The organism is Gallintestinimicrobium propionicum (assembly GCF_025567525.1).
Classification (GTDB): Bacteria; Bacillota; Clostridia; order Lachnospirales; family Lachnospiraceae; genus Gallintestinimicrobium; species Gallintestinimicrobium propionicum.
This window is the reverse complement of the sequence record NZ_JAOQJY010000001.1, coordinates 191090-203861: the sequence shown is the minus strand read 5'-3', so window position 1 is coordinate 203861 and position 12772 is coordinate 191090. Positions and strand designations below refer to the sequence as shown.

Annotated in this window: 10 protein-coding genes; 5 read left to right on the top strand and 5 right to left on the bottom strand. The window is 48.0% G+C overall.

What is annotated here, in order from left to right:
• The 5 genes from OCV62_RS00950 (at position 1) to OCV62_RS00930 (ending at position 8993) form a co-directional block, all read left to right on the top strand.
• Positions 1-3696: a helicase-related protein gene (locus OCV62_RS00950; RefSeq protein WP_262584718.1), complete on the top strand. Its 3696-nt coding sequence runs from the start codon at positions 1-3 to the stop codon at positions 3694-3696.
• On the top strand, positions 3689-6031 hold the full coding sequence (drmB, locus tag OCV62_RS00945) for a DUF1998 domain-containing protein (RefSeq protein ID WP_262584717.1): 2343 nt from the start codon (positions 3689-3691) through the stop codon (positions 6029-6031). Before OCV62_RS00950 ends, drmB begins: the two co-directional genes overlap by 8 nt.
• 1 nt (position 6032) lies before the next feature.
• The gene (locus OCV62_RS00940) at positions 6033-7745 is read left to right on the top strand and encodes an ATP-binding domain-containing protein (protein ID WP_021914076.1); all 1713 of its coding nucleotides are present in this window, start codon (positions 6033-6035) and stop codon (positions 7743-7745) included.
• A 6-nt stretch (positions 7746-7751) separates the two neighbouring features.
• Entirely contained in the window at positions 7752-8201 is a 450-nt protein-coding gene (locus OCV62_RS00935) for a very short patch repair endonuclease (protein ID WP_021914077.1), read from the top strand.
• Positions 8202-8345: 144 nt separating this feature from the next.
• Complete coding sequence (locus OCV62_RS00930) at positions 8346-8993, top strand: hypothetical protein (RefSeq protein ID WP_021914078.1); 648 nt, start codon at positions 8346-8348, stop codon at positions 8991-8993.
• Here OCV62_RS00930 and OCV62_RS00925 read toward each other — a convergent pair.
• The 5 genes from OCV62_RS00925 to OCV62_RS00905 all read right to left on the bottom strand — a co-directional run bounded on the left by OCV62_RS00925 (position 8959) and on the right by OCV62_RS00905 (position 12771).
• Entirely contained in the window at positions 8959-9210 is a 252-nt protein-coding gene (locus OCV62_RS00925; RefSeq protein WP_021914079.1) for a hypothetical protein, read from the bottom strand. The two genes, OCV62_RS00930 and OCV62_RS00925, sit on opposite strands and share 35 nt — an antisense overlap.
• Positions 9207-9518, bottom strand: a complete 312-nt coding sequence (locus OCV62_RS00920) for a hypothetical protein (protein ID WP_262584715.1) — start codon at positions 9516-9518, stop codon at positions 9207-9209. Before OCV62_RS00920 ends, OCV62_RS00925 begins: the two co-directional genes overlap by 4 nt.
• Before the next feature lie 261 nt (positions 9519-9779).
• On the bottom strand, positions 9780-10292 hold the full coding sequence (locus tag OCV62_RS00915) for a hypothetical protein (RefSeq protein WP_021914081.1): 513 nt from the start codon (positions 10290-10292) through the stop codon (positions 9780-9782).
• 21 nt (positions 10293-10313) lie between these two features.
• Positions 10314-10631, bottom strand: coding sequence for a helix-turn-helix domain-containing protein (locus tag OCV62_RS00910; RefSeq protein ID WP_262584713.1), 318 nt, complete (start codon positions 10629-10631; stop codon positions 10314-10316).
• A 238-nt stretch (positions 10632-10869) separates the two neighbouring features.
• Positions 10870-12771, bottom strand: coding sequence for a sensor histidine kinase (locus OCV62_RS00905; RefSeq protein ID WP_262584712.1), 1902 nt, complete (start codon positions 12769-12771; stop codon positions 10870-10872).
• Position 12772 lies beyond the last annotated feature (1 nt).

Below are 12772 nucleotides of genomic sequence, written 5' to 3'. Positions count from 1 at the left end.
ATGGGATTTAAGTCTGAAATGCTTGAAGCCAGGGACGAATTCATCGCCCTGGTAAAAGACGAACTGCTCGGCCCCGGTTCGGAGGTTTCCGTGCCGGATGCAGAACATGAACTGATCACGACGCTGCCGGAAAAAAGATATTCCATCGGAATTCTTTTTCCGAAGGATAATAAAATGAAAGCGGACGAAAATGACGTGGATCGCGCCGAACAGGAGGATAATGCGGAAAGCGAAGAACCGACGGAAAGCATCGCGTCCGATAATTCCGACTATGTCGAAGTGAAAATACCGGAAAATACCAAAGATGAAAAGAGCAGCGAGGATATCGATGACGAGCCAGATCCGGAGAATAATCTGGATGAGGAGGTCAGTCTGGCGGCCCAGAACATGCCGTCTTCATTCGGCATCACGTTCTTTGTCAGAGGCAACACGGATCGCGTCAGAATTTCATTGAAATACGGCACATACAGAAAATCACGCCTGGAAGACTGTCGGATTCCTTTTACTCCGGTACGACAGGGAGAGTGGATTGCTCCGGACGGGTTTGATTCTTATGTCGGATACGACGTTGAGGAAAAGACTCTGAAACTGCTTCAGCCGATGGATCGAAAAACAATCCGTCAGTTGAAGGAACGTGATCTGTTGGATACGGATGATGATCACCTCATTGACAATCTCTATAAGCTTGCCGATCAGCTGAGAAACGGTTATGTCCGTGAACCGCGGGAACTGAATCATGAAATCGTGTTCGGAGACAGGGACTATGTAAGCGAATCCGAAATCCCGGAACACGGACTTCTGGAAATAACCGCCCTGAGAAGAAAAATGGAAAACGGAACCACGTCCCTGACGATCATGGCGGTGAATAAAACCGTGGACCGCCCACGCGGAATCAACTGTATTTTTCAGCCGGAGCTCAGAATTGATTCGGCAAATAATGATTTCGTGTTTGAAAAATATGCCGGAGCCGTAAATTTTGACGTTCTGGATGAGGAGGAACAGTCTCTGGAACTGCAGTACCAGAACAAGCATGTGTATGGCACCGGTCTCGGAACTGCCGTTAATTGGGATATTGACGCAAAAGGGTCCGGTTACATACGGAATGACTTTTTCCCGGAATGCGAAGTACCGTCCATGGACTTTACTCTTCCGAAAAACTGCGGAGTAAGCGATAAAACACTGTCCATGAAATACCTTTCCGACCTTGATGAAACGGACAGAAATGAAAAAATCAATGATCTGACAAAACTGGTTGATGCGTATTCGGCCTGGATCGATGATTTGTTTGCACGATCTCATTCACTGAATCCACGTTTTATGAAAGCCGCCGAGAAAAATCTGAAGGGATGCCGGGAAGCGTGCGAACGCATGAGGAACGGTATCGGAATTCTCAGGGAAGATGGCAGGGCGTGGGATGCCTTCCAGCTTGCCAATCGTGCCATGTTCATGCAAAGAGTTCAGCTTGCGGTTCAGAGGGAATATCCGGCTACGTTCCCTGATGAAAGAGAACTTTCGGATGTTTTGAAAAACATTGATTACGTAACTGCCGACACGGCATTTCCAAAAGACAGATATGCCTGGAGACCGTTCCAGCTTGCATTTATGCTTCTGGATGTTGTTTCGGTTACGGATGACTCCTCCGCGGACCGTTCCATGGTCGATCTCATTTGGTTTCCGACAGGCGGCGGAAAAACGGAAGCATATCTCGGTCTTACGGCAATGACCATTTTTTACAGACGGTTCCGCCATCCGGAAGAAAGTAACGGCACGACGGTTATCATGCGTTACACCCTGAGACTTCTTGCCGCACAGCAGTTTACCCGTGCATCAACGCTTATCTGTGCCTGTGAAAGGATCAGAAAGGATTGTGAAGCGAAAAAATCCAGATATAAACGTTATGTGCTTGGAAAGTCTCCGATAACCATAGGGCTTTGGATCGGAGGGGACCATACTCCGAACACCAATGAGAAAGCCAAAAAGAATTTGGAGCACTTGAACAAAAGTGCCGGATATAGTCTGGAATATGCAAAGGATACCTATAACAAGTTTCAGGTTTTAAAGTGTCCGTGGTGCGGAACCCGCATGACGCAGGAACAGGATAAAACAAAGAAAATAAGGGGAATATTCGGCTATAGAATGCGCAGCAGCAATCATTTTGAATTGTTTTGCCCGAGACAGTCCTGCCCGTTCGGCAACGGTTTGCCGGTTCAGGTCGTGGATCAGGAACTGTACACGAAACCGCCGACGCTTCTTTTCGGAACTGTGGATAAGTTTGCAATGCTTCCCTGGAATGAGCAGATAGGGAATTTCTTTGCCCTGAACTCAGCAAACCGTGCGCCGGAACTGATCATTCAGGATGAACTTCATCTGATTTCGGGTCCGCTCGGAACCATGGTCGGTCTGTACGAGAGTGCCATAGATGCGTTATGCCGTAAAAAGGGAAACATTACGAAAATCGTGGCATCAACCGCAACCATCCGGCGTGCGGTGGAGCAGTGTGCGGCGCTTTATGACAGGGATGTCAGTCAGTTCCCGCATCCGGCTCTGGATGCAGAGGATTCCTTCTTTGCAAGGGAATCAAAAATCGATTATGGGAATGAAATCTTCGGAAGAAAATACGTAGGACTTATGCCGTCTGGAAAGACGAAGGCCATGATGGAGATCCGCTCCATGGCAGCGATGCTGCAGAAGGCAAAGGACATGGATGTCAGTGATAAAGTGAAAGACAAACTCTGGACCCTTACGGCTTATTACAACAGTCTGAAGGATCTTGGAAAAGCGGCAACCATGGTGGATGATGATGTCAAGGATTTCATGAAGAGAATGTGTTATCGTCTGAAATCCAATGTGGAGGTAAGAAAAATCGGTACCGCAGATGAACTGACCAGCCGGGTTTCCACCACGCAGTTGAACCAGACCTTGGACAAGCTGGAAAAGAACGAATATTCAACCGAAAACATGCAGAAACATGTTCCACCGTATCCGTGCAACGTTCTTCTTGCGACAAACATGATTTCGGTCGGAATCGATGTAGCACGTCTGAACGTGATGCTTCTTGTCGGGCAGCCGAAGCTAACCAGCGAGTACATACAGGCATCCAGCCGTGTCGGCCGTGAATTCCCGGGTGTAGCTTTTACCATGTATGACGGAGGAAAAAGCCGTGACCGCTCCCATTATGAACAGTTCCGGCCTTATCATGAATCGTTCTATCGCCATGTGGAGCCTACCGGTGCAACACCGTTTTCTGCACCGGCGAGAAAAAGAGCCCTTCATGCGGTTCTGATTGCATATATCCGACTGTCGGTAAAGGGACTGGAACAGGAAAACGATGCGGTGAAGTTTCGCGGTGACGGGTATGAGGAAACGGTAAAAAATATCTGCGAATACCTGATTAACCGCTGTATTGATGTTAACCGCCGCATCAATCCGAACATGAAGGATGAATCCGCGGAACTCAGACGGGAAATGGAAGAGATTCTTGACAAATGGGAAGATTTGGCGAAGAATGCGGCTGATATCTTTTGCTACGGAAAAAAATTCATGGTAACCGGCCCTGATGCTCCGGGAGAGCGTCTTATGAAGACATTCGGGACGTATCGTGATGATCCGGCATTTGAAACCATGACCTCAATGCGTAACGTGGACGTCATGGTGCCGGGATCGATCATCGAATGGAAGGAGGAAGAAGATGGCTAAACACACTGAAAAAATCAGACTGAATGTTACATCGCATTCCGTGCGCGCCTCTCAGGCCGTACTGCAGTACGGTGTCGGTGCGATGGTGGATTTTCCTTCCCAGACACTCATGACCGCCGCACCGGAGTATTGGAACGATCAGATTGTCCGCATTCATGACGAACGCCTGGAAAAATCCCTCGGTGTCCGTTATTTCGGCATGCCTGCAGGCGGAAAGAATCGGGACGGTATCGCCTATGCCCGTTTCCCGGAATGGTATTTCTGCCCGAAATGCCGCCGTTTCCAGCCGCTTTCCCAATGGATTGCGGAATTCAACAAAGGTGCCAAGGAAAAAGAAAAAACCGCCAACAGAAACATGAGCCGTCGATTATATTGTCCGAAGGATCACGTTGAACTTGTGGTCGCAAGAATCGTAACGGCATGTGCTCACGGACATATCAACGATTTCCCGTGGGTAAAGTGGGTGCATGCGAAAAATTTCGGCGGAGCAAAAGACATATGCGGAAATCCGAAGCTGACATTTACGACAAGTCCGATGGCTTCCGAAGGTTTGGAAGGTCTCAGCATAAAATGCACGACCTGCAATGCGTCGGCAACATTAAAGGATGCCTTTAATGAAGGGGAATTTGCACGTCTTGATGATAAGTTTGGCGGGAAATATGACTTTTCCTGCGACGGCGGGCATCCGTGGAAAAACGAGAAGGAAGGCTGCGGCATTTATCCGAAAGTCCTTCAGAGGGGCAGCTCTTCGGTATATTTTCCGGTAACCGCCAGTTCTCTCGTAATTCCTCCGTTTTCCGACATCATTAACAGCCGCATTGAAGACAGCAGTTTGTATGAAGAATTCAGGACGAAAATTGAAGCATTCATGGAAATGAAGAAAGCCATGGGGCTGCCGGAAGAACAGGTGGATAATTACATACAGGGGAAACTGGATGAATACGCAAAAAAGATAGGCGACAATATCGGATGCAGAGCCGAACAGGTACGGGAGATTCTCAGCCGACGCATGTCCGAGCATGAGGAACTTAATTATGATACGGGAAGCATCGAATACCGTTCGGCGGAATTTGACGCACTTTCCGGGCGGGCTTCCGTGACCGGAACTCAGTATGATGACTTTAAGCGTGTCGGAACGGACATTAAAAAATACGACATTCCATTTGTCAAAAGCATATCCCTGATTGAAAAAATCAGGGAAGTGCAGGTCATGCTCGGTTTTTCAAGAATCACCCCGTTTCCGGCTTCCCTGATATCCGGTGCTTCCTATAATTTTGTAAACATCAAAAAGAAGGATGATGACTGGTATCCGGGCTACAACGTATACGGAGAAGGTATTTTCATTGAATTTGACGAGGACTTCATCAATGCCTGGAGAAGCGGAAATGCGGCTCTCGAAAGACGGGTGAACACGCTTCAGGAAAATTACGATAAATCATTCCTGGGAAGTCAGAACCCGCGAAAGATTTCGGGAAAATTTCTTTTGCTGCATACGATTTCACACCTGCTGATCAAACAGTTGAGTTTTGAATGCGGCTATAACATTTCATCCCTTAAAGAGAGAATATACTGCGGAGAAGCCGCGGACGGCAAGGAAATGGCCGGCATTCTGATTTATACGGCAAGCGGCGATTCGGAAGGAACACTGGGGGGACTCGTGCGTCAGGGAAGATACGACACGTTTCCGGGAATATACAAAAAGGCGATTGAATCTGCCGTTATCTGTTCCAATGACCCGGTATGTTCTCTCAGTAACGGTCAGGGTCGGGATTCCCTGAACCTTGCCGCCTGCTATTCCTGCTGCCTTCTTCCGGAAACATGCTGCGAGGAATTCAATGTTTTTCTGGATCGTGGAGTCGCGGTCGGAACATATGACAATAAAAAACTGGGATTTTTCCATGAACAGCTGTATGGGAGAGACGGGTGGAAAAGCGTGCCGGGAAAAACGGCTTCAGCCTGGACCGATAAGAAAAAAGACGGAAGTTCCGTGACTGTCATATCAGGAACTGACATGAGCGGAGAAGACTGGACAAGCGTGACGTCGGACATCTCGCAGTTTGCGGAGACGGACGGTGAACGGGAACTTGCCGACTGGATTGCGGAAAATCGGGCGTTTGAGGGAAAGCGGATGCCGCTCCGTAATGCAAAATTCAGCGTGCCGGGAAATCCCGATACGCTGGAATGCGATTACTGCTGGTCCGATCAGCAGATCATGTATTTCGCTTCCGGTCAGGAAGATGCCATGAAAGCCGCCATGAACAACGGCGTGAAATGCATTTACGGTCCGAACGGTTTAAGCGAGGACAATAAGAAAATCATCAAGGGGATGAAATAAAATGGCCGTTATGATTCCTGAATACCCGAATCCATTTCATCCGGGCAGTCTCGAAGACGTGATGTTCGATGCGTTGAAAGGACTGCCGGAGGCTTTTATGGTGTTTCATTCCTTTCGCTCGACAAATGTAAGCTCAGGCATGATTCATGAAAGCGAAACGGATTTTATCATTTTTCACAGTGAAATGGGAATTCTGTGCCTGGAGGCCAAGGCCGGAGCGGTTTCCTACAGGGACGGAAGCTGGATGTACGGAAATGGACAGCCGATGCGTTCGGGAGGACCGTTTAAACAGGCTGCCGCAAATAAATGGAAACTCATGGAACTGATCGGGAACAGCCGTTTCGGACATCTGACGGAAAAGATCAAATTTCTGCATGCGGTATGGTTTCCGTCTCTTTCCGATGAACGGATAAAACAGATTACTCTGCCGCCGGAAGCGGATCCTGCCATTACGTTGGGAAAGGAAGCACTTTCGGATCCTTTGCCTTATGTGGAGCGCCTGTTTTCCCTGAACGTTCCATCCGGAGTGAACACGGAACTTTCGAATCGTGAATTTTGCGAACTTGTCCACGAAGTGCTGTGTCCGCAATTCAACATATTTCCTCCGGCCGGATTTGATGTTGATCTGAAACACGCGGTGTTTCACAGAATGCTGGGCGAGCAGAGCGGAATCCTGAATTTTCTCACGGAGCAGAGATGTGCCGTCATAAACGGTGCGGCCGGAACGGGGAAGACCCTGATTGCGGTTGAAAAGGCACGGCGTCATGCCTTAAACGGGGAATCCGTGCTGTTCCTCTGTTACAATGCGGAATTGAAAAAGTATCTTGCATGTCGGTATGAGAATCCAAATATTCATTTCATGACCCTGGACGGTTATGCATGCAGAATCTGCGGAACGGCGGTTTCAAATTATGCAAAGGCAAAGGAAAAGCTGAAAGATTATGCGGCTTTCTACAGTTTCCCGTATGATCATGTCATCGTCGACGAAGGACAGGACTTCGGACGTGACGGAATCGAAAACGCGAAGCTTCTGGAACTGCTGCATGACGCCGTTTTGGCGGATGCGGAATCGAAGGCCTCTTTTTATGTGTTTTATGATGAACTGCAGTCCGTTCAGACGGATTGGGTTCCGAAATTCATCCTGAATGCGGAATGCCGTCTTACCCTGCACAGGAACTGCAGAAACACGGAAAACATATCGGAAACGGCCACCAGTCTGTTAAAAAAGAGCGAAAACCGGACATTTTTGCTGACTGCGGGTGCGATAACCGGGAAAATTCCCTGCCTTCATTTCTGCGAAGATGTCGGATCGTCCATTTCGGCACTGGATGAAATTCTCGACGGTCTGAAGCGTGACGGAATTGATGACATCGTGATTCTTGCCCTCAGAACGGTGGATGAAAGCTTTCTGAACGGATACGCGGCGGACGGAACATATGGAGGATTCCGGTTCACGACCTGCAGAAAATTTAAGGGGCTTGAGGCGGATGCGGTCGTTCTTGTCGATTTTACGGAGCGGACCGTGTTGAAGGATGACATGCTGTTTTATGTGGGTGCATCCAGGGCGCGTGTCCGGCTCGACATCATGACAATGATGGATAATGAATCATGCAAAAGAGCGGTGGAGCAGGCGGGAGAAACCGGTCGCCGACCCATGCGCGATTTGGCTTCCGCGTTGAAATGCACGGCACGGGTGCATCACAAAGGAGAGTGACCGATCATGCAAAATCCGGTAAGTAAGCAGCGAAGCGAAAACATGCGCTGCATCCATGCAAAGGATACGAAGATTGAACTTGCCCTACGGAAAGTTTTAAGACAGCATGGATACGGATACCGAAAAAACTGGGCGGAACTGCCCGGAAAGCCGGATATTGTTCTGACGAAGTACAGAATAGCCGTATTCTGTGACAGTGAGTTTTTCCACGGCAAGGATTGGGAAGTATTGAAACCGCAACTGGAGTGTGGAAATAACGGGGATTTCTGGGTAAAAAAGATCGCCAGAAACATGGAACGCGATGACGAAGTCAACAAGGAACTGCTTTTTCGTGGCTGGACGGTCATCCGCTTCTGGGGAAAAGATATATTGAAAAAACCGGATGAGTGTTTACGGATTATAGAAGAAACAATTTTCGAAGGAATGCTGGCAGAGCATGATGCAGATGATGAATAATGGAAGAAAGCAGGAGAGTGCAGGCATATGGCTTGCACTTTTTCCTTTTTCTGCAGGAATATTAAACCATGGGTTCAATGCAGCCTTTCCAGAGTCATGATATAACTGTCGTATCAAGGATATTACGGGAAAGGAGAAACTGCAATGGATGAAACCGTAAAGAAAATTACAAAGCGAATGAGTCCGAAAGAAAACAGAAAGAGACGGAAGGAAGAATGTTCTGTTTTTCTGTCGTACCGGAAGAGAGAATCATTATGGGAAAGAATTTCCATATGGAAGGAAGATATCATCTGCATTTATCAGAGACTGCGGTACGGATACTGTTACCGAGATACCTGGTCAATTGACCAATGGTTCCTTACGGTTGTTCCGAACATGATCCATGACCTTCGCATCAACAGCCATGGTTACCCAGGCTCTTTTGAGGGACTGGAGGAAGAAAATATCCAGAAATGGAACCGTATTCTGAAGAGAATGGAATTTCTGTTCCGGGAAGCGAATGAGGACACATGCAGAAAAAAGAATCCGTATGAGAAAGAACATGATCTGGCACGGGAAGAATTCACAGTAAAATACGGCATGCTCGGTGAGAAGCTGAAAACGGAAGAGGAGATTGCGAGGGAAAAACGGGAGCATACGCACCGTTTATATATGATGAGCGATGTGCCGGAATATGCGGAGATATCGGAAAAGTGGCTGGCGGCTGAGGGTGAACTGCGAGAGTACCGAGACCGGTGCCTAAAGCAGGGCATGGTGCTCATGACAAAATATTTTTGGAACCTGTGGGATTGATCAGCAGAGACGGACAAAAAGGAAGCGGCAGGGAGTCGAAGGAGGATTCCCTGTCGCTTCTGTCGTTGACCTTCTGTTTCTTTCGGTCATATGCCTTGCCGTTCGGCATGGTCCGCGTTGCCGGGTTCAGGATTCCCCAGGTGGAACGCTGTGCGGAATGATATGCTTTTCTTGCTTTCTTACTCTGTTTATTGATTGGGACAAATGATTTTTTCATGCGGCACCTCGATTCTGTTCCAGTGTTTCCATGATATTGTTGCAAAATCCCATGTAATCGCTGTGTTCGAAAAAAAGCATCTTGTTGCACAGCAATTCCATGGATTTCTCAAATTCCGCTGTGTCTTTCTTTCTGACTTTGCAGAGAATGATGCGGTACGGGGAATCGTCCCGCGAAAATTCGTTTCCGAACCGTACGGAGACATGGTTCTGTGCGAGTAAGGAATCGACAAGATAGTCTTTGTGGTCAATGTACATATATGGGACAGACAGAATGGACAGACCATCCAGTCTCAGAAAATTTTTCATGCGTCTCCTCCTTTGCGATGATTATCTGTAAGGAAAAGCTGCGAAATTCACATTTCGCAGCCGGTGGTGCCTGAAACCGAACCCCGGCACCGGTGTGATCGCTCACGGGTTTTCTACAGGGGAATTGTTTCCCATTGATATTTGCTGAATTAGCGTACCATGAACCGAAAGATACAACGGATAAAAAATAACAAAACAATCCATGTCACTGAACGTTAACAATCCCATCTGTATTTTTAAAGACCCTGTACGGAAAATTCTTTAAATGTCCGCTTCAAACAGGAACGTCTGATTGTACCGGTCAAGAGCAATCTGCATTTCCATTATTTCGCCGGAAATGCGTTCGTAATCCTGTTTTACCAGCTCTGGATCGTAATTGGTGTAGCGGTATTCAGGAACAGCATTTCTGGAGCTGAATGCATGAGAAGATTCCCTCATTTTCGGAAGACATTTCCGCATAACGTCCAGGGTCGCTTTGCGAGAGTTAAGCTGTGCCATTCTTACCAGGATGCTGTCAACGCTCATTTCCGTATCCCCGACCGGGATCTTTGCGGTGGCGTTGGCCAGGTTCAGAGCATGTTTGATGATGACGGTTTTACGGTCGATTTCTTTTAATGTCGCAGAAACAGCGGTGTAGTCATACTCCGGGATAACCGGTTCCTCACCGACGGCGGCAACATAAGTGCGGGATGCAGCTTCCTTGGCTTCCCAGTAGGATTTCTCGTCCGTCAGGCTTTTGAGCAGTTTATTGGCATAAGCCGATGTGATTTTCATGATGTATTCGCCTCCTTCGCATCAGTTCCTTGTGACACGATTATAAGGCGGGAGAGAGAGGAAGTCATTGAACCTTTGGTTTAAAAAAACCCCTAAACGAGGAATATCCCCGTCAATGACGAGGATATTTTCAATGCTGGTATGTAACAGTCGGCTGAGAATAACAAAGTTGTCCAGGCTCGGTAGCGATTTTCCAGAGATCCATTTGTAGATCGCCTGCGGGTTCTCAAAGCCGAACGCACCCTGGATCTCCCGGATCGTATAGTTCTGCTCTGAAAGCAGCTGCTTGATCCGCTTCCCGGTTTCCACGGGCTGGATTGACAAATACATCGGTTCCATTTGCATCCCTCCATGATTCTGTACCATCCCGAAACACTGCTTTCATTCTATCACGGTTGTGATGGATTGAACAGCAGAATTTATCCGGCCGGACAGCTTATCTGGAAAATATCCAGGCATATAGAAGATGATAGTGTGATTAATTCCTTTTATATCACGAACAGAAAGGGAAAAACCTGCAAATGGTTTTTCCCTTTTATCGTGAATAAGAGATAAAAACTTGATCAAAAAACAGTTTTTACATCTGTATTGTAATTCCAACAAGAAAGGATTCCTCACCAGGAACAAGATCGAGATCACCGCCATGACCTTCAATGATTTTTCGAACAGAGGAAAGCCCGATTCCATGATCAGCAGATGTACCCTTTCGGGAGAGGAATGTTTTTCCCTCCTGCAAGGCCAGACCGTCGTAAGTGTTTTCGATCTTCAAAAAGTACATAGTGCCTCTGGTTTCGCCTGCAATGAAAACGCGGCGCACCCCTTGCTTTTGGCGGCTGCACGCCTCAACGGCATTGTCCAGAAGATTGCCCAGCACCGTACACAGTTCCACATCGGTAAGCGGCATCTGATCGGGAAGATCGAGCCGTACCTGAAATTCTGTCCCTTGTGCCTGTGCCATGCCGTAGTAGTATTCAATCAGTGCATTTACGACGGGATTTTTGCAGAACGCAACATGGGAGTGACCCGATGTTGCCGCAACCTGTTCCTCAACCTGTAACAGGAAGGAGCAGATCTCTGTCTGCCCATGTTCAGAGGCCATGCGGTCTATGGTGCGCAGATGGTGTTTGATGTCGTGGATCAGCCTTCTGTTTTCTGCCGCTGCCTCAGAAACCTGACGGCTGTATTCGGTCTGCATAGAAAGCTGACGGATGACCTGCTTGCGTTCTTCCTGGAAAATCAGGCTGTTTCCATACCCTTCTATCACATCGCGCCAGAGGGAATAACCGATGGCGGCTGCTATGAAAAAGCTGCCCCATTCCAAAAACCAACCACCGATAACCGGCTCATAAACCGGCAGAAGGCGATCCCATATAAAGGCGCAGGTTGCGGCTGCCGCAGCATAAAAGATCGGCCTACTCCGTTTTTCTCCTCTGTGAATGGCAAGCACAGCGATGATAAGCAGATAGAGCGCAGATGCCGCCTTATAACAAAAGACCGCTGCAGAGAAAAAGCGAATGGCTCCAAGGGAGAGATGGGAAGCCATCATGCCATACAAAAACGCATATACCAGGAAGGCAGCGCCCACCCCATTACTGATGGCCGCAGGCAGGAAGCCCGGCCTGCATATCCGGTTTTGCAGAACCACGATCAGCCAGGTAACCAGATAGATACAGAACAGTTCCATCGTATACCATGGGAATACGGGAACCGCAGCCAGCATATGAAGTACAGGATAGGATGACAGGCCGCACATAGCAAGGCAGATCAGTCCGAACAGGAATGTATTTTTTTGTTTCATCCGGCGGCTGAAATAAAAGGACAGCAGCGCACAGACAAAGGTAACTGTACAGCCAAACAGGCAGAATGCAAACCGGATTCCTCTGGTTGTATTTACCGCCAGCATCGTTCCGAAAGCAGGAGGATAAACAATCCCTCCGTAAAAGTGGTCATAGTTGCTGACCGCTATGGTGAGTGTGACCGGTTTTCCGCCATAAAAAGTGACCATGCGGTTTTGAACCAATGGCGTCCCCTGTGCCGGTTCCCCCATTTGCAGGATCAGGTCATAATCCAGATAAAGATTGTAAGCAGAAAACACTTCCGGGATTTCCAGTGCATATGCTTCCTTCCGTTCCGGCAGGAAGAATGTCATCTGGTAAGTCCCGCAGCCATAGGGAGAAGGGTTTGCAGGGCTGGAGAAATTGGTCTGCTCTCCGCTGGAAAGGTAGCTCATATAATGGCTTTCATCTTGTATTTCTTCCGGGGTCAAAAGCGCGTCAGGATAAAATGCCCAGCCGGATACCAGAAAGCGCACCGGTGACTTTTGAAGTTCTTCCTCTGAAAGCGCCAGAATCCCATTTGCCGCTTGGATTGTGTTCTGGCTATATTTATTATTGAACTGATACAGGCCAAGAAAAAACAGGGATGAGCACAGGCAGACCATACATAAGGCAGCATATTTTTTTACCGCAGAAGATACCATC

What these genes read in the sequence shown, in the direction of transcription:
- OCV62_RS00940 (WP_021914076.1), top strand. Translation starts at nt 6,033, where the DNA reads ATGGCCGTTATGATTCCTGAATACCCGAATCCATTTCATCCGGGCAGT.
- OCV62_RS00935 (WP_021914077.1), top strand. Translation starts at nt 7,752, where the DNA reads ATGCAAAATCCGGTAAGTAAGCAGCGAAGCGAAAACATGCGCTGCATC.
- OCV62_RS00950 (WP_262584718.1), top strand. Translation starts at nt 1, where the DNA reads ATGGGATTTAAGTCTGAAATGCTTGAAGCCAGGGACGAATTCATCGCC.
- OCV62_RS00920 (WP_262584715.1), bottom strand. Translation starts at nt 9,518, where the DNA reads ATGAAAAATTTTCTGAGACTGGATGGTCTGTCCATTCTGTCTGTCCCA.
- OCV62_RS00905 (WP_262584712.1), bottom strand. Translation starts at nt 12,771, where the DNA reads ATGGTATCTTCTGCGGTAAAAAAATATGCTGCCTTATGTATGGTCTGC.
- OCV62_RS00930 (WP_021914078.1), top strand. Translation starts at nt 8,346, where the DNA reads ATGGATGAAACCGTAAAGAAAATTACAAAGCGAATGAGTCCGAAAGAA.
- drmB (WP_262584717.1), top strand. Translation starts at nt 3,689, where the DNA reads ATGGCTAAACACACTGAAAAAATCAGACTGAATGTTACATCGCATTCC.
- OCV62_RS00915 (WP_021914081.1), bottom strand. Translation starts at nt 10,292, where the DNA reads ATGAAAATCACATCGGCTTATGCCAATAAACTGCTCAAAAGCCTGACG.
- OCV62_RS00910 (WP_262584713.1), bottom strand. Translation starts at nt 10,631, where the DNA reads ATGGAACCGATGTATTTGTCAATCCAGCCCGTGGAAACCGGGAAGCGG.
- OCV62_RS00925 (WP_021914079.1), bottom strand. Translation starts at nt 9,210, where the DNA reads ATGAAAAAATCATTTGTCCCAATCAATAAACAGAGTAAGAAAGCAAGA.